Origin of the sequence: Clostridium sp. D33t1_170424_F3, assembly GCF_015667585.1 — a bacterium.
In the GTDB taxonomy this organism is placed as follows: domain Bacteria; phylum Bacillota; class Clostridia; order Oscillospirales; family Acutalibacteraceae; genus Anaeromassilibacillus.
The window spans coordinates 43,008-62,536 of record NZ_JADPEG010000012.1; the positions used below are offsets into that span (position 1 = coordinate 43,008).

Consider the following 19,529-nt stretch of genomic DNA (forward strand, 5'->3'; position numbering starts at 1 on the left):
CCTGGCGCCGGCTCAGCCCGCGGAGAACCAGTTAAACGGGTTTTTCCGCACGCCGTTGACACGCACTTCAAAGTGCAGGTGCGGACCGGTGGAATTACCGGTGCTGCCCACATAGGCGATGGTTTGGCCCTTGTTCACCTTCTGGCCCTTGCTCACCGCCAGACTGCTGGCATGCGCATACAGCGTGGAATACCCGCCGCCATGGTCGATCATCACATAGTTGCCGTAGCTGTAGTGGTACTCCGCCTTGACGACGGTGCCGCCGTTCGCCGCCACGATGGAAGCGCCGGAGATGCTGCGCCCGTTGGTGCGGTTGATGTCGATCGCCTTGTGCCCGCTGCTGTAATTACAGGAAATGTGCGTGTACCCCGGCACCGGCCAGGTGAACGTACCGCCCACATAGGAGAGCGGTGCGGATGAACCGCCGCCGCTGCCGCTTTTCTGCGACGCATAGTAATCGGCCCACCACTTATCAATTTCCGCGGCCGCCTTGGCCTCTTCCTGCTGCACTTTTTTCTGCTGCGCGGCGAGCGCGTTGCTTTCCGACTGCGCATCCTGTTCGTTTGCACTGATCTCACTGAGCACCTTCTGCGCTTCGCTCTCCAGCACGCCCAATTCGTTGCGCTTTCCGTCCAGCTCGGTCTTCGCCGCCGCAACCTCCTTGCGGTTTTCTTCGATCTCCGCCTTCTCGTCCGCAATTGCCTGCATCTCCGCCTTGAGCGTATTGATCAGCTCCGTGTCGTGCTCGGTGATGATCTTGAGCAAATGCGTTTTATTTGCCAAATCCATGACATTTTCAGAATTGAGCAAAATTTGCAAACTGCTCGCCTCGCCCGTCTTGTACAGGGCGCAGAGGCGCTCTTTCAACTGCTCGTAATTGTAGTCAATGTCCTTCTGCTTGTCCGCGATCTGCGCGGTCTTTTCCGTTATATTCTGATCCAGCGTGGAAATCTGCTGGTTCAGCACGCTGATCTGGCTTTGCAGATTGTTCATCTGCTCGTCCAGCGCGTTTTTATATTCCAGCTGCTTGGCTTTGTCCGCCTTTAAATTGGCCAGCTTCTGATTGGTAGCCGACTGCTGCTTCGCCAACTCGTCCTTCTGCTTCTTAAGGTCCTTCTGCTTCTGCTGCAGGGAAGAGAGTTTGTCAGAGGAGGCCGCGTCCACATGGAGCTGCAGCGTATCCGGCATACAGAACACACTGAACGCCAGCACCAGGGCAACCAGGCCCTTCACCCATCTCTTTTTAGAAGCCAACGACGTCTCCTCCTTCTTTCTTCAGATACTTACCCAGAGAAATCAGACCGCCGATCGCGCCGAACAGCGTACCGGTCAGGACAAACGCCAGGGTGATTTCCCAGGAGATCGGGCCGATATCCACCGGGGAAAACACAGGGATAGAAGTCAGCGATTCGATCAGCTTGCTGTAGACCAGGTTGAGCAGCAAACTGGCAACGCCGCCGGAGAACAAGCCGATGATCACGCCCTCCACGATAAACGGCACGCGCACAAACCAGTTCGTCGCACCCACGGATTTCATAATGCTGATCTCCAGCCGCCGCGAGAACATCGTCACACGGATCGTATTGGAGATGATAAACAGCGAAACAAGGCTCAGCATCAGGATGACCCAGAAGCCCGCCGTGGTCACCAGGTTGTCCATGCTCATCAGCTTTTCCGCGATATCGGAATAGTCGATGATCTCATCGACGCCGTTGATCGCCTTGATCTCCGCCGCCGTCTCGTCATACAGCGCAAGGTCCTTTACCGAGATGCGGAACGCGTCCGGCAGGAAGTTTTCATCCCCCAGCAGTCCGGAAAGCACCGTTCCGTCGTCCCCCAGCATATCCAGCATGTTCTGGACCGCGTCCTCCTTGGAAACAAACTCGCAATCCTCTATATTGTCCAGCTTCTTGATCTCCTGCCCCACCTGCAAACTGGTCAGGGTGGGAAGCCCCTCCTGCAGATAGACCGTGGTGGAGTTGTTGCCCTCCAGCGATTTCATCGCCACATCCACGTTCATGGAAAACAGGATTGCCGCGCCCGTCAGCACCAGGCATGAAACCAGCACGCCGATGGAGGCAAAGCTCATGGTCCGGTTGCTCCAGATGTTCCGGACGCCCTCTTTCAGGAGATATTGCAGGCTCGCCACGCGGGAGCCGGAGGCCTTTCCCCGTCCGCCGCTTGTCCGTGCGGGACTGCCCGCCTCTTTTTTAATCGATTTATTCCGCATCCTGCTGCACCTCCATCGCGGCGGTATCCGCCACTATCTGTCCGTCGTGGATTTCCACCACGCGCCTGTGGAAGTGTTTGACCAGCGAGTGCTCGTGGGTCACCATCAGGATGGTGGTTCCTCTGCGGTTAATCTCGCTGAGCAGGTCGACAATTTCAAACGAGAGCGCCGGATCAATATTGCCCGTCGGCTCGTCGGCAATGATCAGCTTCGGGTTGTTGACCAGCGCGCGGGCAAGACCCACACGCTGCTGCTCGCCGCCGGAGAGCTCCGTCGGCCGGCATTTCACCTTGTCCTGCAGGTTCAGCAGGCTCAATATGTACGGTACGCGTTTTTTAATTTCGCTCTGCGTCGCGCCGATGACGTGCATGGCGAACGCCACATTGTCGTAAACGCTCATATTATCGATCAGCCGGAAATCCTGGAATACGATGCCCATTTTGCGCCGCAGATACGGGATCTGCCGCCGTTTCAGGCTGGAAAGCCGCGTCTGGTTGACGATGATCTCCCCTTCGTTCGGCGTTTCCTCACACATAATCAGCTTCAAAAACGTACTTTTACCCGCGCCGGAAGAACCGACGATGAAAACAAACTCTCCGTCGGGAATCTCCAAACTTACATTGCGCAGCGCGTGCGTTCCATTGCTGTAAGTTTTACTTACATTTTTAAATTCTATCATCAAATCTCTCCCAAGACCTTTTCTCAGTCACATCGCGCTTACGGCGCAGCTCTTCCGCACCGGCGCTTATTCTTCTCCGGACCGTTCCCGGATACACACGAAAGCGTTATCTATAACGCCAATCATTCCTGTTCAGAATTCCCAATGAAAACCAAAACTGTGAATCAACCTCTCGGCGCTCTTCAAAATGCATGCAAAAATAGCGCCCATTGGGACGTTTACATAATACCAATGGGCGCTATTTTTATTGTTCCTAATTGGAAATAATTTGTAATATTTTTGTAATTTTTACAAATTATTGCCGAATTCGGATATTTCTTAGAATTTGACCGGATTGGAGGACAGATACTTCTTGACCATCAGCGCCACCTTAAAGACAATGGCGTCTTCAAACTCGCGAAGGTCAAGACCCGTAATCTTTTTAATCTTCTCCAGACGATAAACCAGCGTATTGCGGTGGACAAACAGCTTGCGGGACGTCTCGGAAACGTTCAGGTTATTCTCAAAGAAGCGCTGGATCGTAAACAGCGTCTCATGGTCCAGGGATTCAATGGAACCGCGCTTGAAGACTTCCTTCAGGAACATCTCACAGAGGGTCGTCGGCAGCTGATAGATCAGGCGCGCGATGCCCAGGTTGTCGTAGCTGACGATGGAACGCTCCGTGTCGAATACCTTGCCGACCTCCAGCGCGACCTGCGCTTCCTTAAAGGAGCGCGCCAGGTCCTTGATCCCGGTCACCGTGGTGCCGATGCCCACGACGCAGTGGGTGTAAAACTCGCTGGACAGGGTGTCCACAATGGAACCCGCCAGCTTTTCCAGATCCTTCGGCTCAATGCCGGTGCGGATTTCCTTGACCAGCGCAATGTCCGTCTCGTTGATGTTGATGATAAAGTCCTTGTTCTTGTCGGGGAACAGGTTCTGCACCACATCGTATGCGGAGATGTCGGACTTGTTGGTGATCTTGATGAGCATGCAGACGCGGCTTACATCGGAATTGAAACGGAGCTCCCGCGCCTTGAGGTAGATGTCTCCCGGCAGAATATTGTCTAGGATGACATTCTTAATGAAGTTGCTGCGGTCATACTTCTCATCATAATACTGCTTGATGCTGCTCAGAGAGACCGAAAGCAATGTCGCATAGCGGCCTGCCTCCGGGTCGGAGCCGGATACAAAGACGGCATATTCCGGTCTGGGCCGGCTGCCAAAGGATTTGTACGTGTATCCGTTTACCACGAACGTTCCAGGCGCTGCCAGAACGTCTGCGGTAATGCTTTCATTAACTTCCCCGATGCGCCCCAGCTCGCTGCAGGCGATGATGACGGACGTTTCGTCGATCACACCAATGGTTCTGTCGATGGCGTCGCGCATCTGATGGATAACCCCTTGAAATAGCCTGTTTGACATGCTTTTCCCTCACTTTATCTATATTTGCTAATCTTTGTTTTCCTATTTCACAATGGCTACATATATTTTACATAAAGTTGAGGAACATTTCAACTATATATCACAAAATAAAAAAAAATTTTGTGAAAAATGCCGCTGGATTTCCAACTTAATCCTATTTTGGTCCTGAAAAATTCGATTTATTCATCAAAGAAGCCGCGTCCTGGGTATTTTTACCCAAATCACGCGGCTTATTCTTTATTCAGTTCAGGATTGCCTGTTCCGTATCGTTGTCAAACAGGTGCATTTTGCGCATATCGAACGCTACGCGGAGCTTTTCGCCGCCCACGGCGTTTGTTTCCGGGCGCACGCGCGCGGTAATGGGATTCCCCTCGCAGGAAAGGTAGAGATAGGTTTCCGCGCCCATCAGCTCCGTCATGTCCACATCGGCCTCCACCGTGCAGTCCGGCACGTCCTCCAGAAAGGCCGGCTCATCGTGGACGTCCTCCGGACGGATCCCAAAGGTTACCGTCCTGCCCACATACGCCGCCAACGCGTCCTTTTCATTTTTTTCCGCGGGGACCGGCAGCGTATAGGCGCCGAACCGCAATGCGTAGCCCGCGCCGCTCTTTTCCACCTGCACCGGCAGGAAGTTCATACGCGGCGAACCCATAAAGCCCGCCACAAACAGGTTGACCGGACGATGGTACAGGTTCTGCGGGGTATCCACCTGCTGGACAAAGCCGTCCTTCATCACCACGATGCGGTCGCCCATGGTCATGGCTTCCGTCTGGTCGTGCGTCACATAGACAAAGGTGGTGCCAAGCTGTTTGTGCAGCCGGCTGATTTCCGTACGCATCTGCGCGCGCAGCTTTGCGTCCAGGTTGGAAAGCGGCTCGTCCAGAAGAAAGACCTTCGGGTTGCGCACAATTGCGCGCCCCAGCGCCACGCGCTGCCGCTGCCCGCCGGAGAGCGCCTTCGGCTTGCGGTCCAGCAGCTCGGACAGCCCCAGGCTTTCCGCGGCCTCCTCCACACGGCGTTTGATCTCGTCCTTCGGCATTTTGTGCATCTTCAGGCCGAACGCCATGTTTTCATAAACCGTCATATGCGGATACAGGGCGTAGTTCTGGAACACCATGGCAATATCGCGGTCCTTAGGCGAAATATCGTTTGCCAGCGTGTCTCCGATATAGAGCTCGCCTTTGCTGATCTCTTCCAGACCGGCGATCATCCGCAGCGTCGTGGATTTTCCGCATCCGGACGGACCGACCAGAACGATGAATTCCCGGTCCTCGATCTCCAGGTTAAAGTCGGAAACCGCCGTGACGCCGCCTTCGTATACTTTATAGATGTGTTTCAATGATAAGCCCGCCATATATAAACCTCCTACATCGCGTTTGGTGTCCCATCCCGCGGATTCCCCTGGGAATGCCGGTTGGGCGTGCAGCTTTCTGAGCATTCTCTGCCCGTTTTTGATTGATAGTCCCTATCATAACAGAAGCCCTATTCTTTTAACAGACGTTTTTTACCCAAAAATGCAACAAACACTTTATGTAAATCCGCTAAAAGACAAATCCCAATGCATTTTTTCATGAAAGATGTTCAGAAAAGATGCTGGCAAGCTCTTCTTTGCCCAACAGGCGGGCCTGTCCCGGCTCCAGAGCGGGATCCAGCGCCAGGCCGCCGATCTGCAGCCGCTTGAGATACACCACCGTCTTGCCCACCGCACGGAACATGCGCTTCACCTGATGAAATTTGCCTTCCCGGATCCGCACCCGCACCCGTGTGCCGTTTTCCGGCAGGAACAGTTCCGCCGGAAGGCAGGTCATATCATCCAGTTTCAGTCCCTGTGCAAACGCTTTAACGTCTTCCGGCACGGCGGGCAGGTCCAGCTCCGCCTCATATAATTTAAAAACATGGCTTTTGGGGGCCAGCATCCGGTGGGCAAAATCGCCGTCGTCCGTGATGATGAGCAAACCCTCCGTATCCCGGTCCAGCCGTCCCGCCGGGAACAGGCCCCGCCGCAGCAGCTCCGGCGGCAGCAGGTCCACCACGGTTTTTTGCCGCCCGTCCCGCGCGGCGGAAAGTACGCCCGCGGGCTTATTCATCATAATGTATACATATTTTTGAACACACAGGCGCTGTCCGTTCACTTCGATTGCATCGCGGTCCGCGTCCACTTTATGATCCGCCTTTTTGACCACGGCGCCGTTGACCGTCACCGCGCCGCGCCGTACCAGAGCGCCCACTTCTTTCCGGCTCCCCACATTCTGGGACGCCAGCACTTTATCCAGACGTTCGATTGTGATCACTTCCATTCCTCGATTGTCCCCTATTATATCGGTTCTCCCCTGAAAAAACAATCTCATTCTGTAAGTAAAAATAATTTTAAAAATACTTTTAAAATTATTTTTCAAAATGTATTGCATTTATGATTTTTCTGTGTTACGATAGGGTCAACAAAGAAACCATCCGCTTATATACAGGAAAGGGGATTTACAGCTATGGAAGGAATCCGCGCAACTGACATCCGCGAAAGCAATGAAAAACTCGTCAAGCGTTTTCTGATGGAATACGGGGAATGCACCAAGATGGACATCGCCAACGGCTCCGGACTGAGCCATCCAACCGTCGCAAAGGTACTGGCCGAAATGGTGGAAACCGGTCAGGCCGTAAAAGTCGGAAAGGAGGCTTCCTACGGCGGCCGCTGTTCCGACAAATACCGTCTGGAATACGACTACCATCACGTGCTGGTCCTGATTTTCACCACAGACAGCCTGTACTATCAGGTCAATAACCTGGCGCAGAAGAAAAAGGAATCCGGCGCCATCTCCATCCAGGGAGAAACGCATATTCTGGAGGCGGCGGACCTGATCAGCGACGTCCGCACCCGGTTCCCCAATCTCCGCCTGGTTGAGATCGGCCTTCCCGGCAATATTCTGGACGGCCGCCTGGTTTACATGGCCACGCCGTTCTATCTGGTAGGATGCAATGTTGTGGAGGAATTGGAAAAACGCTGCCACCTGCCAATTCAAATCTGCAACGATGTCAACGCCATGGCGTATGGGTTTTACAAGAGGCATATCGAAGTCTCCCTCAAACAGGAAAGCATGGCCTACCTGTTCCGCAACCACAGCGGCCCCGGCGCGGGCATCATCATCAACGGAAAAATCATCAACGGCTTCTCCGGCTTTGCCGGCGAGGTATGCAACGTCTGGCCGCCGCAGGATAACCTGATGGACGAGGTCAAAAGCCAGATCGCGGCGATTCTCTCCGTCATCAACCCGCGGTATCTGGTTTTAAGCCACGACCGCACCATTGAGCTGGACACCAACGCCCTGCGCCGTTTTGTGGAAGAGCTCTTCCCCAGGCACACCATTCCGCAGTTCCACATCACACAGGAGATTCCCGCGGGCAATACGCCCGAACTCCACTTTACGACGGAATTTGAAGAGAACTGCGCCGACGGTCTGGTGGAGCTTGCCATCGAATCGATTTTCCCGTAATGACCAAAAAGAGAACAGGACCGGCGGGGCGCATGTCGCCCCGCCGGTCCTGTTTTTTGTGAAAGGTTTTTCCGCTCAGTCGGTCGGCCAGGCATTGGCCGGAATTTCCGAGGAGACCGCCGCTTCCGTCTGCTGCGCCTCTTCCGGCTCTGCAGCCGTCGCCGCGCTGCTTTCCTCCGGGGCGGTACTCTCCGCCGGCATGCTGGCGCTGTCCTTCACCGGCTCGGAGGAATTGGCCTCCGGCTTCGTATCAAATGCACACATAAAGCCGTCCAGCGCGGTGGAGCTGATGTCTCCGCCGATCACCAAGTTATCGCAGATCAGCAGGTTGGCATGCACCGGGTTCGCGTCCGGGTAATTGGTCACCTCGTACGTCCACAGGCGGCAGACTTTCCCCGCAAACGGCAGCAGGTCAAACCCCTGCTGCTTTTGCAGCTCGTTGTAGCTGCTGTACACCTCGTCAAACTCCTGCGGCAGCGTAACCTCCTTGATCTCCAACGGTTCCGGCCCGACCTGCCAGCCGAACTGCGAAAGGAACGCGATGCGCTCCTCGTTGGTCGCAGCCTGACAGCTATAGGGCTGCGCGTTTCCCCCGCCGGAATTCGCCTGCAGCTTTCCCGCCGCGAAAAAGATGGTCACCACCGCCAGCACCACGGCAAGCACCACGATAAAAACCTTTTTCTTACCCGCTTTTACAGAACAGACAAACAAAATGATCCCTCCCCGCGGCGCCTGCCGCTTTCTCGTCTTTAATAGGTATGCCCCGCACTGTAAAAACATGCCGTCTGCCGCAAAAAGACCTGCCAATTTCTGGTATGTGAAACAAATACACCAATTTCATTCTTCCGATTGCTGAATAAAAGGATTTTAACAGAATATCGTATAAATCTGTTAAATTTTTGTAAATACAAGAGGAAAACCGGCAGTTTATACTGAACACAACAGCAGCATATCGCCTACTGGGAAAGGATGAAAAAGAGGACCAGACGAAAAGGGAGGAAGCATTTATGACCAAACGATTGACCGCAATCATTCTGGCACTGACGATGGTGCTGAGCACCCTGACATTGCCCGCCGCCGCCCGCACAGAATCGCGCCGGGTTGGCAGCCAGAATTACTATTCCAATCAGGGCGATCTGGAACCGTCCCCGTTCGTGCAGCTGCCGATGAGCGCCGTACAGGCCAAGGACTGGCTGAAAGAACAGCTTTTACTGCAAAAACACGGTATGACGGGGGAAATGCACGACCTGTACGAGATGTACCAGAGCACCAACGGCTGGCGCGGCGGCTCCGGGGACGGCTGGGAACGCGGACCGTATTACGCGCGCGGCCTGGTCTCTCTGGCCTTCGTTCTGGACGACGCGGAGCTTCAGGAAAAAGCGATGGAATGGATCGATTTCAGCCTGGACCACCAGCGTGAAAACGGCTTTTTCGGTCCCCTTGCCGATGGGGATGGCATGGCTGCCGGCTGGGACTGGTGGCCCCGCATGATTATGATCGAAGCGATCCGCGACTACTACGAGTACACCGAATATACCGGCGCGCCGGACGAGCGGGTACTTCCCTTCTTTGAAAAATACTTCCGATTCCAGCACGACCGCCTGCCCGGTTACCCGGTGACCAGCTGGGCAGCCGCCCGCGCGGGGGACAACGCCGAAGTGGTTCTGTGGTACTACAACCGCGTTTGCGATCCGGAGGACCCGGCGTCCAGCGCATGGCTGATTGAGGTCGCGCAGGAGCTGATGAAAAATTCGCACGGCATCTTTGGAAATTACAACGACTGGACCACCATTTTCCACGACAGCACGGTGCGCAACCATGTGGTCAACACCACGCAGGCGATGAAATCCCCGCCGGTCCAGTACCAGTTTACCGGTTCGGAGCGCGACCGCACCGCCATCCGCGAAGGCATATTCAACATGGGCATCGACCACGCGCGCGTGGACGGGCTGGCAAATTCGGACGAGTGGGCACGCGACAACCTGCCCTATGTGGGCGCGGAGCTCTGTTCCGTGGTGGAAAGCCTGCAGTCCTACGGCGTCGCCATGCGCATCCTGGGCGACAGCTGGATCGGCGACGATATGGAACGGGTTGCCTACAACAACCTGCCCGCCGGCTATACGCCCGACTTCACCGCGCACAACTATTTCCAGGCGCAGAGCCAGATGATGGCGACGAACGGCGCGCACGAATTCATCCATGACCACGGGAACAGCAGCGCCTTTGCCGCGCCGGCGGGCGACGCCTGCTGCATCTCCAACATGCATATGGGCTGGCCCAAATTCATTCAGAACATGTGGATGGCGACGGTGGACGACGGCCTGGCGGTCGTATCCTACGGTCCCAACCGCGTGCGGGCAAACGTCGCGGACGGTAAAACCGCGGTGTTTGACCAGGAGACCAAATACCCCTTTGACGGCGCGATTGCATTGCACTACGAGGGGGAAACCGCGCGGTTCCCGCTGCTGCTGCGCGTCCCGGACTGGTGCGAATCGCCGTCCTTTACCGTCAACGGCGAACCGGCGGAGGGAGTCCTCTCCAACGGCTATTTCACCATCGACCGCGAGTGGACCGCCGGCGACGTGGTAACCGTCGACTTCCCGATGGAGATCCGCACCAGCACCTGGTACAACAACGCCACCGCCGTGGAGCGCGGCCCGCTGATCTATACCATCAACGTTAAAGAAGACTGGCACACGCCGGACCCCGAAATGGACGACCCGCGCGTGCTGAAAACGAGTCCCGGCGGCGTGGCTCCCACAAAGGCGTTCCCCTCCCGCGAGGTGACTCCGGCCAGCCGGTGGAACTACGCGCTGGTTTACGACCCGGGCGATCCATCCGCTTCTTTCGACGTGACGGTTGCGGATGAGATCGCACTGCAGCCTTTCCATACCGCCAACTCCCCCGTCACCATCCGGGCCACGGGGCAGATTGTGCCGGAATGGCAGCTGCTCAACAACGTGGTTCCGGAACCGCCCTACTCCCCCATTCAGGCCGACCCGGCTCTGCAGGAGGAAATTGAGCTGATCCCCTACGGCTGCAGCCGCCTGCGCATCGTACAGATGCCCAGTGTGGGGGACGCGGAAGAAACGGTCATACGGAAGGCCGGGGACGCCGTTTCCAAAACGCTGGACGGCGAACCGGTTTTGGAATTTGACAACGTGATGGTTCCCAACGCGGAAAACTATCAGCTTAAAATATACTACCGCGGCGCGGGCAGGCTGCGCCTGAATCTCAATGCAAAATACAATCAGGAAATCGATTTTGCCGAGGGCGGCGAACCGGTTGTCATCGACGATCTGGTCGACCTGCTGCCCGCGCAGGAGGACTCCATGCTGGGCGCCACCGTCAAAGCGTTCCAGTTCGGCTATGGGCAGTACAACAACATCCGTTTCTTTGGAGAAAGCGGCGTCACCATCGAACAGATTGAAATCACCCCCACCGGCCGCCTGGTTCAGCCGAAAATCACGGAAACAGCGTCCGACGATGCCTCCATCCGCCTGACAACCAACGTCAGCCGCGCGGACGGGTTCTACCGCGTGCTGTACGGCACCGAAAGCGGCGAATACACCACGACCGCCTCCGGCTTCCGCACCAATGTCGCCAACCTCACCGGACTGCGGGAAAACACAACCTATTATTGCAAGCTCTCCATGCTGTTGAACGGCAGGACGGTCGAGTCGGAGGAAGTCTCCGTCACGACCGGCGGAACCGGTGCCGAAGAGGACGCGCCAAAAGCCGACTTTTACGATGATTTCAGCGATTCGGAAGCCAGCGCCAAATGGTGGAGCCCCTCCGGCACCCCGGGCGCCGTTACCTTCACAACAGGCAAAATACAGGTTGCTTCCGACGGAAACGTCAAGGCGGTCGCGGGCAACGAAGCCTGGACCGACTACGCGGTCGAGGCGGATCTGCGGACGGACAGCGCCGGCGGCGCAGACTTTGGCATTATGTTCCGCGTCACCGACGTCGACGAAAGCGCGAGCACCACAACCGATTCCTACCGCGGCTACTATGTCGGCCTGATGAGCGGCGCAATCCGCTTCGGATACAGCGCATACGGTTGGAACCTGGTCAAAGACACCCCTTACGACATCCAGGCCGGGGAAACCTACTCAGTCAAAGTCGTGGCCTGCGGCGCACGGATTCTCATCTACATCGACGGTGAAATAGCCTGTCAGTTCACCGATTCCCGCTATGGGAACGGCAGGGTCGGCGTGCGTTCCTGGAACAAGGCGTTTGAAGTTTCTTCCTTCCGCGTGCGGAACCTGACGGAGGCGGAGCGCAAAGAGGCGACCGAAACGCCGGCGGAACCCACCGACATGATCTACGACGACCTCGTCTACAGCGTATACGAAGGCGTACAGCTTGCCTATAAACGGCCCTCCAGCGAGATGAAAATCGAGTATGGAACCGCTCCGGGCGTGTATGACCACGTCACATATGGCGTCAACAGCAAATTTGCCAGTGACAAAGCCAGCGTCACCGGGCTGGAAAACGGCATTCCCTGTTACCTGCGCCTGAGCGACGCGTTTGGAACCATTCATTCCCCCGAATATGTGTTTACCCCGGGCGTGCGCCCCGATCTGACCGGCTATGCAAATCCCCTGCTTGACATACGCGATGAAGCGCTTTCCGCTTCACAGGCCGATTACACGGACGAGGCCTGGACGCGCCTGCAAAAATCCATTGCCGAAGCCGATCGGGTCCTTGCGATGGACGAGCCCAACGAGATGGACTACGACCTTGCCAGAAACTGCCTGAAAGCCGGCCTGGCGGAAACCGGCAGAGAAACCCGGCCAACACTGACCGGCGTCGCACCGGTCGAAGGCATCCGGGTTGGAAAATATCTGTCTCTGAACGACGTCGCCGCCAAGCTGCCGCAGGAGGTGGAAATCACTTACGGGGAACCCGCCGTGTCCATGCGCGCAAAAATCTCCGCCTGGAGATGCGCATCCTATGACCCATCTGTGCCGGGCGTCTATACCTTCATCGGAACGCCCGCCCCCTCCGCGCTTTATGTAAACAGCAACCGTCTGACCGCATCCGCGCAGGTCACGGTGCTTGACAATGTGGTCCGTTACGAGGCGGAGGATGCGATTGTCACCGCACCCGCGTTTGTGGGAAGCCATCCGGCTTCGTCGGGCGGCAAACACGTTCAGTCCATCGACAACGGGGACGCAACCGTAACCTTTACCGTTGAGGCTCCCGCCGCCGGCGAATATGAACTGATGATCACCGCGGACGGCCATCCCTCCTTCCCGAACGCATCCCACAAATTCTTTGTAAACGGCGACATGGAAAACGCGCAGGTCGTCCGTTACCCCGGCGGAACCGGCTGGTTCAACTGGCGGCAGTTCCCGGTCAACGTCGCCCTTAACAAGGGAGAAAACACCATTACCTTTACCCATTCCGGGCTGGAAAACAGTTTTGCCCAGCTCGACTGCATCGATCTGGTTCTCCCCGTTGAGGAGGAAAACCCGACGGTGCGGTATGAAGCGGAGCAGGGCGTTGTCACAGCGCCCGCATCAGTCGCAGGCGGCGCGGCGTCCTCCGGCGGCCAGCACGTGGCCTCCATCGACAATGAAAACGCCACCGTTACCTTCACGGTAGAAGCCCCCGTGGCAGGCGCGTATAAAATGGCAGTCACGGCGGACGGCCACACAGCCTTCCCGAACGCATCCCATAAATTCTTTATAAACGGCGACGCAGAGCATGCACAGATTGTATCGTATCCCAACGCGACCACCTGGGGCGACTGGCACACCTATGAGGTGACCATCCGGCTGAATGAAGGAACCAATACCATCACCTTCACCCACTCCGGGCTGGAAAACAGCTTTGCCCAGCTCGACTGCATCGACCTGACGCCGCTCACCGTCCCGCGCGCGGACGTTATCGTAACCTATTCCGGCAGGGACGTCGCACTGGTGGTCAACGGAGAGCCACAGAAGCTGGCGGACCTGACCGGAACATTCACCGCAGAAAAAGTGGAGAGCGGAACCGCCCTCGCCATGACCTTCACACCGCGTCTGGAAGACCGCACGCTCCGCGCTGTGACGGTAAACGGCCAGACGGAGCTGGTCGGCAAACCCTCGTACACCTACGACTTTACCGCCGCGGGCGAGCCCGTCCAGCTGCACTTCCTGTTTGAGCTGACAAGCAAAACCATTCTGATACAGACCTATCATTACGCCAAAACCTATATGGATGATGGCACAGTGGACCAACTGATCCCTGAGGTTCAAAAAGCTTTCCTGCACGCCTATCAGGCCGCCGGAGACACAATCGACGACCCGCTCGCCACGCAGGCGGAAATTGATCTGGCCTGGGCAGACCTGTTGCACGCCATCCATTACCTGGAGTTCAAGCCCGGCGACAAGCGTGCGCTGAAGGACCTGCTTGCCGTTCTGGAACAGCTGAACGAAGAGGACTTTACCGGCGCGTCCTGGACCGTATTCGCCGGCGCATTGCAGGAAGCGCTGGCGGTCATGGACGATTCCGAGGCGCTGGCGGGCGACATCGACGCAGCCTGTCAGGCGCTTCTGGACGCGGCGCATGCGCTGAAACGCCTTGCCGACCGGACGGCGCTCGACGCTCTCATCGCCGCCGCGGAGCAGACTGCGGCGGAAATCGAGGCGGGCAAATTCCTTCCGGACGGACAGGAAGCTTTCTTTGCGGCACTGTATGAAGCCGCCGCCCTGGAGCAGAACGCTTCACAGAGCGCAATCGACGCGACGGCGCAGGCGCTTACAAATGCAATGGCCGCGCTCCGCAAACGAGCGGACAAGACCGAATTAAAAGCCGTATTGGACGCGCTGAAAGCGCTTCATCCGGCGGACTATACCGAACAAAGCTACGCGCGTGTGGCCGCCGCGATGGCGGATCTGGAACGCATCCTGGCCGATGATACCTTGGACGAAAGCCGGCAGGCCGCCGTTGACAGAGCAGTGGAACGCGCGCGTGCCGCACAGAACAGCCTGGTTCCCGCGGGCCGTCCAGCCCCCTCCGGGAAAAAGAGCGGCCAACCGGTTCCGCCGCGTGGCAACATTTACGGCGCTTCCGGTATTGTCTCCGCGCAGGGCGGCGCACCGGAAAACGGTTCCGTGCGCTGCGACACGACTGCCGATCTCACCTTGACGCGCGGACAGGCCTACTGCTTTAAAATAACGGCTTCCGGTCATTCCGCGCCGAACTTTACCGTCGGCAATGGGCAGGTTCTGAAAACGCAGTTTATAGCGCGCATCGGCAGCGACTATTATTTCCGGATCTATGCAACCGGCATCCCGGGCCAGAGCACCGGTGTGTACACCACTACAGCCCACGAAGAACCACAGCGGCATTGCGTTGTAACAATCGGCTGAGAAACGGTTTTCAGGCTGCTTGAGAGAGACGCCTCTTTTTAAAACAGCACTTAAAACGGTCCTGTTTTGAAAGGAACCTCTTTTCTGTACCCTTCCCATTTGCAGGACAACGGCCCCCGCGCAAGTGCGCGGGGGCCGTTGTCCGTTGTGAAAATCAACGCGCGCAAAAAAGCTGTTCCGGCCCAATCGCCGCAACAGCTCCCTGCAAAGTAGGATTATGGAATAGGATCGTTCAGGTATTTGAATATCAGACAATATCAAACTGGAAGGTCAGGTTGCCCCAGTAGGTGCCGGTCTCCGGAATGACCGAGGCGGGAATCACGCGGTATTTGTATTCTCCGTCTTTATTAAAGGAGAGAACCTCTTTGTTCAGCTCCCGGACCATTCTGGAGCTGCCGTCTTCATAAAAGCCCTGCACTTCATAGGGAACGTAGTTGTGCCCGCGATAGAGCGCAAAATCCGGACAAGCCGCCGGCATACCGGACTTGCGGGTGCTGACGATCGTCATCACGACCTTGCCTCCATCCAGGTTGGAAATATCCTCCGCCTTAAAGGTGGAGGTCGCTCCGCCCTTAACCAGCTCAAGTCCCATCGGAATGGTGATGGTGTATGTCGGCTCCGCAACCGCCTCGTACTCCAGCTCGACGCCGACCTCTCCCCCTGTAAAGGAATCCTGATTAAATTCCACAGACCCGGGATTGACCGCCTTTGTCGCGGCAAACGATGTGGTGGACATCGCCGCAGCCAGAACCGCCGCCATACAGAAGCTTACCATTTTTTTCATTTTGACTTCCTCCATTTATTTGAAATGATTTATCAAAACATTCTGTCCGGAAGGACAGGATGAGGATTGGCTCAAACCACCATCAGCTTGGTCTTTACGTTCGCCCCATTCATCTGCACCTGATCCTTTAACGAAAAGGTAGAAATCTTAATCGTCGCCCCATACTCGCCCGCGTCCAGCGAACGGGAAAGCGTCTGTTCCTGGATTGCCTTGCCCGGCTCCACCAGCTTGGAGGAATAGAGCGTCTCGCCCGTGTCGTCCAGCACCAGTTCAAAGGTAAAATAGCAGGGGTTTTCCTCCGGGTTCAGCAGGGAAATCCTGACGTCCTGCTCGTTGGCCGGAATGGAGATAGAGGCATAACCGGGAATCTTGATGCCCGGCTGGCTTTCGCCGCCCTGCTCCGGCGGCACAGTTCCGGCCCAGTCCCTGGCCGTCTCGTCCAGTTCCTGCTCCATCGGAGCGACCGCCGGCGGAGCCGTCCAGTTCTGGTATTGTATGCCTACAAAAATTCCGCCGCCCAGCAGCACCAGCATGCAGAAGGCCAGCAACGCTGTTTTAATAAACTTGTGATTGGATGATTCCTGCATAGTAATGAATCGTTCCTTCCTGTCTTTCTCATTTTTTCTGACAAAGGAAGGATACCGCTTTCTCATTAAAGCAAGATGTTGCTTTGGTTAAATTCTGATTAAAACGAAAAGCGCTGTACCACCATGCGCGTTTTGCACAAGAGATTGGCAGTAAAAAACGGCTCTCCCGCTTTTAGCGGGAGAGCCGTCAAATTTAACTAACTCTTATATATCATAACAATTGTGATACAGCGCCTGATCTGTTTTTTTAATGCACTTCTTATATGGATTGTATTACTCCGCGTCGGCCTTGGCCTGCTCGATGACCTTCTGTGCGACCTGCGCGGGCGCCTCCTCATAGCGTGTAAAGTCAAATGTAAAGCTGCCGCGTCCCTGCGTCACCTGGCGCACATAGGTGCAGAAGTCGTGCATCTCCGCCATCGGCACTTCCGCCTCTACGGTCTGCTGGCCCTCACCCGCGGGCTCCATACCCAAAACGCGGCCGCGGCGCTTGTTGACCTCACCCATAATGTCGCCCATGTTCGCATCCGGAACGGTCGCGCGCAGCGTGCCGATCGGCTCCAGCAGCGCGGGACTGGCAATCGGCATACCGGCCTTATAGGCCAGTGTTGCCGCCATTTTAAACGCCATTTCGGAAGAATCCACCGGATGGTAAGAGCCGTCGTACAGCGTCGCGCGCAGGCCGACCACCGGATATCCCGCCAGCGGTCCGTGTACGATACAGTCCTGCAAGCCCTTTTCCACCGCCGGGAAATACCCCTTCGGTACGGAACCGCCGACGACGCGCTCGCCGAACTCGAGGCCCTCGCTGTCGCACGGCTCAAATTCGATCCAAACATCGCCAAACTGGCCGTGTCCGCCGGTCTGTTTCTTATGGCGTCCCTGTACCTGTACCTTCTTGCGGATGGTTTCACGGTACGCCACGCGCGGCTCCTCCAGCGTGATGTCCACGCCGAATTTATTCTTGAGCTTGGAGACAATCACGTCCAGATGCTGCTCGCCGAGGCCGGAAAGAACCATCTGATGCGTCTCCGCATTGTTGACAAATTTAATGACCGGGTCTTCCTCCATCAGACGGAAGACGCCCTGCGCCACTTTATCCTCGTCGCCCTTGTTCTTCGGGACAATCGCCAGGGAGAGCGTGGGAACGGGATAGGTGATGCCCTCCAGCGTGACCTTGCGGGTCGGGGAACAGAGGGTATCGCCCGTGGCGACGCCGCCCAGTTTTAATACAACGCCGATATCGCCCGCCGTGATGCAGCTCATTTCCTCCTGCTTTTTGCCGCGCAGCATGACCACCTTGCCGATGCGCTCGGTGTTGCCGGTGCGCATATCCACCAGCTGGGAATCCGTCGCCACCTTGCCGGAAATCACTTTCAGGAAGGACATCTTGCCGACGAACGGGTCCGCAATGGTCTTAAAGACGATCGCCGCCGTCGCGCCGTCCGGATTGACGGAGAGCTCCACCGGATTGCCGTCGATGTCCGCGCCGATCTCCGCGCTCTTCTCCTGCGCGGAGGGGGCCAGCCAGGTCAGGCCGTCCAGGAACTGCTCCATGCCGCGCATCAGGAGCGCGTCGCCGCAGAACACCGGGCTGATCGCGCCGGACTTGACGCCCTTGCTGATGCCGACGATGACTTCTTCCGGCGTAAAGGCTTCGCCGGAGAAATATTTTTCAAACATCTCGTCGCTTGTCTCCGCAACCGCTTCATAAATCGCGGTGCGCAAGCCCTCCAGACGGTCGCCCATCGGGGGCATCGCGACCTCCACGGGCTTGCCGTTGGAGTAATCGTACGCTTTATATTCCAGAATATTGACATAGATATTCGCCTTGCCGTCCTCTATGTAGGGAACGACGACCGGGCACACGGACGGGCCGAAACTGCCCTTCAGATCCTCAAACACGCGGTAAAAACGCGCGCTCTCGTCGCACAGTCCGTTGACAAAGAAAATCTTTGCCAGGCCGCGCGCATCCGCCGCCGCAACCGCCTTTTCCGTACCGACCGCCACGCCGTCCTTGCCGGAAACCGCGATCAGAACAGAATCCGCCGCGCGGACCGCTTCGCACATCGCGCCTTCAAAATCGAACAGGCCCGGTGCGTCCAGCAGGTTGATTTTATGATTCTTCCACTCCAGCGGGGCCACTGCCGCGCTGATGGTTGCTTTTCTCTTGATCTCCTCCGCATCATAATCGCATACGGTATTGCCCTCTCCAACCTTCCCGAAACGGTCCGTCGCACCGGAGAGGTAAAGCATGGCCTCCGCAATAGAGGTCTTTCCGGAGCCGCTGTGCCCCGCGATTGCAATGTTCAAAATATCTTTCGCATTGTACAGTTTCACTTAAAAAACTCCTTTCAGGGGGTGATTGGTACAACTTTACAATTGTTCAATCAAATTAATAACAATTATATCGCATTCTCACAACCATTACAAGCAAAAAGTGAAATTTAACAGAATCAAACAGAAAGTTTTTGCAAATACTGGGCAGAATGCGCGTCAATTACAGATAAATTTGCTTATTTCCTTTCTATTCTGCCCTTTTCCATTTTCCCCAATATGCCTTTGATCAGATTTATTTTCTAACGTGAAGTATTAAAAATGCGTATTTTTCTTATTTTATATATCAATTCAGCAAAAAGCAATAGACGAAAGCTGTCTATTAATACGAAAAAATAATATTTTTAAAGTATTATTGACAGGGATATTTAAAAGTGCTAAATTATAATTACAGAATAAATTTTTTCAGTTGGATTAATTGCCTCGGTGCACAGGGGCGATTAAAAATAGCAAATGAAATCTTAAAAGGAGGTACAAAAATGAAACGGAATATCAAAAAAGCAATCTCAATTCTTTGTCTTTCATTGTTGTTGATGCTAAGCGTGGTTCCTGCCTTCGCTTCCACAACAAGGGGAGTTGCATGTCCATTCTGTGGTAAGAACTGTACAAGCCGTACTCAGTATGGCTCTTGGGAACCCACCTCAAACAGACGCGACTGT

General features: G+C 55.9%; 12 protein-coding genes. 2 read left to right on the forward strand and 10 right to left on the reverse strand.

The window, feature by feature from the left end:
* Window positions 1-12 precede the first annotated feature (12 nt).
* The 6 genes from I4V53_RS09565 to I4V53_RS09590 form a co-directional block, all read right to left on the reverse strand.
* Window positions 13-1,254 (reverse strand): murein hydrolase activator EnvC family protein, encoded by a 1,242-nt coding sequence (locus I4V53_RS09565; protein ID WP_195985472.1) that lies wholly within the window; start codon window positions 1,252-1,254, stop codon window positions 13-15.
* Complete coding sequence (gene ftsX / locus I4V53_RS09570) at window positions 1,244-2,230, reverse strand: permease-like cell division protein FtsX (RefSeq protein WP_195985473.1); 987 nt, start codon at window positions 2,228-2,230, stop codon at window positions 1,244-1,246. The genes I4V53_RS09565 and ftsX overlap by 11 nt, the downstream gene beginning before the upstream one ends.
* Complete coding sequence (gene ftsE, locus I4V53_RS09575; RefSeq protein WP_195985474.1) at window positions 2,220-2,909, reverse strand: cell division ATP-binding protein FtsE; 690 nt, start codon at window positions 2,907-2,909, stop codon at window positions 2,220-2,222. Before ftsE ends, ftsX begins: the two co-directional genes overlap by 11 nt.
* 318 nt (window positions 2,910-3,227) lie before the next feature.
* Entirely contained in the window at window positions 3,228-4,313 is a 1,086-nt protein-coding gene (locus I4V53_RS09580) for a PucR family transcriptional regulator (protein WP_050697070.1), read from the reverse strand.
* A gap of 241 nt (window positions 4,314-4,554) precedes the next feature.
* Window positions 4,555-5,667 (reverse strand): ABC transporter ATP-binding protein, encoded by a 1,113-nt coding sequence (locus tag I4V53_RS09585; RefSeq protein ID WP_195985475.1) that lies wholly within the window; start codon window positions 5,665-5,667, stop codon window positions 4,555-4,557.
* A gap of 214 nt (window positions 5,668-5,881) precedes the next feature.
* Window positions 5,882-6,610 carry a pseudouridine synthase gene (locus I4V53_RS09590; RefSeq protein WP_195985476.1) on the reverse strand — a complete coding sequence of 243 codons (729 nt, stop codon included), beginning with the start codon at window positions 6,608-6,610 and terminating at the stop codon, window positions 5,882-5,884.
* Between the two features lie 186 nt (window positions 6,611-6,796).
* Between I4V53_RS09590 and I4V53_RS09595 the strand changes: the two genes are divergently transcribed.
* Complete coding sequence (locus I4V53_RS09595) at window positions 6,797-7,798, forward strand: ROK family protein (RefSeq protein ID WP_195985477.1); 1,002 nt, start codon at window positions 6,797-6,799, stop codon at window positions 7,796-7,798.
* 75 nt (window positions 7,799-7,873) lie between these two features.
* Here I4V53_RS09595 and I4V53_RS09600 read toward each other — a convergent pair whose 3' ends face one another.
* Entirely contained in the window at window positions 7,874-8,509 is a 636-nt protein-coding gene (locus I4V53_RS09600) for a DUF4830 domain-containing protein (RefSeq protein ID WP_195985478.1), read from the reverse strand.
* 296 nt (window positions 8,510-8,805) lie between these two features.
* Between I4V53_RS09600 and I4V53_RS09605 the strand changes: the two genes are divergently transcribed.
* Window positions 8,806-15,162: a CBM35 domain-containing protein gene (locus tag I4V53_RS09605; RefSeq protein WP_195985479.1), complete on the forward strand. Its 6,357-nt coding sequence runs from the start codon at window positions 8,806-8,808 to the stop codon at window positions 15,160-15,162.
* 247 nt (window positions 15,163-15,409) lie between these two features.
* Here the strand turns inward: I4V53_RS09605 and I4V53_RS09610 are convergent, their stop codons facing one another.
* From I4V53_RS09610 to I4V53_RS09620, 3 genes are all read right to left on the reverse strand, one after another.
* Window positions 15,410-15,946: a hypothetical protein gene (locus I4V53_RS09610; RefSeq protein ID WP_195985480.1), complete on the reverse strand. Its 537-nt coding sequence runs from the start codon at window positions 15,944-15,946 to the stop codon at window positions 15,410-15,412.
* Between the two features lie 71 nt (window positions 15,947-16,017).
* Window positions 16,018-16,533 (reverse strand): hypothetical protein, encoded by a 516-nt coding sequence (locus I4V53_RS09615; RefSeq protein WP_195985481.1) that lies wholly within the window; start codon window positions 16,531-16,533, stop codon window positions 16,018-16,020.
* 273 nt (window positions 16,534-16,806) lie between these two features.
* Window positions 16,807-18,873: an elongation factor G gene (locus I4V53_RS09620; RefSeq protein ID WP_195985482.1), complete on the reverse strand. Its 2,067-nt coding sequence runs from the start codon at window positions 18,871-18,873 to the stop codon at window positions 16,807-16,809.
* Between the last annotated feature and the right edge of the window lie 656 nt (window positions 18,874-19,529).

Excerpts from the sequence above, each read along its gene's own strand:
- I4V53_RS09615 (WP_195985481.1), bottom strand. The coding sequence starts at position 16,533 with ATGCAGGAATCATCCAATCACAAGTTTATTAAAACAGCGTTGCTGGCC.
- I4V53_RS09605 (WP_195985479.1), top strand. The coding sequence starts at position 8,806 with ATGACCAAACGATTGACCGCAATCATTCTGGCACTGACGATGGTGCTG.
- I4V53_RS09590 (WP_195985476.1), bottom strand. The coding sequence starts at position 6,610 with ATGGAAGTGATCACAATCGAACGTCTGGATAAAGTGCTGGCGTCCCAG.
- I4V53_RS09595 (WP_195985477.1), top strand. The coding sequence starts at position 6,797 with ATGGAAGGAATCCGCGCAACTGACATCCGCGAAAGCAATGAAAAACTC.
- I4V53_RS09585 (WP_195985475.1), bottom strand. The coding sequence starts at position 5,667 with ATGGCGGGCTTATCATTGAAACACATCTATAAAGTATACGAAGGCGGC.
- ftsX (WP_195985473.1), bottom strand. The coding sequence starts at position 2,230 with ATGCGGAATAAATCGATTAAAAAAGAGGCGGGCAGTCCCGCACGGACA.
- I4V53_RS09580 (WP_050697070.1), bottom strand. The coding sequence starts at position 4,313 with ATGTCAAACAGGCTATTTCAAGGGGTTATCCATCAGATGCGCGACGCC.
- I4V53_RS09610 (WP_195985480.1), bottom strand. The coding sequence starts at position 15,946 with ATGAAAAAAATGGTAAGCTTCTGTATGGCGGCGGTTCTGGCTGCGGCG.
- ftsE (WP_195985474.1), bottom strand. The coding sequence starts at position 2,909 with ATGATAGAATTTAAAAATGTAAGTAAAACTTACAGCAATGGAACGCAC.